Source organism: Oscillibacter sp. UBA6647, from assembly GCA_002455655.1.
Lineage (GTDB): Bacteria > Bacillota > Clostridia > Oscillospirales > Oscillospiraceae > Oscillibacter.
Map to the genome: position 1 here is coordinate 14,450 of DKLF01000056.1, position 439 is coordinate 14,888.

Sequence of the window (439 nt, forward strand, 5' to 3'; positions counted from 1 at the left end):
TCCCGCGCAGAACGCGCCGATGATGTCCGCTACGCCGAAAACTTCTTCGGCGACATAGGCGTATAAAAAGCAGAAGGCCACGGAAATCACGGCAAACCGCTTGCGATTCCAACGGGCGGACGCCATCCACTTTTGAATGGCCTTGTGCAGGAAGAAACCCAAAACCAGCGACACCGCAAAAAACGCCGCAATTTTAATCAGCACGATCCACAGGCTCACGCCGCCGGTGGAGGCGCCGGTAATCAGCGTCAGCAGAATCAGGCCCAGAATGTCGTCAATCAGCGCCGCGCCTAAAATCGCGTTGCCGGAGCGGGTGGAAAGCTTGCCCATTTCCTTCAGCGTCTCCACGGTAATGGAAACGGAGGTGGCGGTAAACACGGTGCCTACAAACATATGCTCCAGCGGGGCGCCCGTGGGATTAAAAGCCGCCGCCAGCGCA

General features: G+C 57.9%; 1 protein-coding gene. It reads right to left on the minus strand.

The window, feature by feature from the left end; all coding sequences use genetic code 11:
• Positions 1-439: cation:proton antiporter (locus B2W96_RS04435; RefSeq protein WP_293008952.1), on the minus strand; the 439-nt coding region annotated here is incomplete at both ends.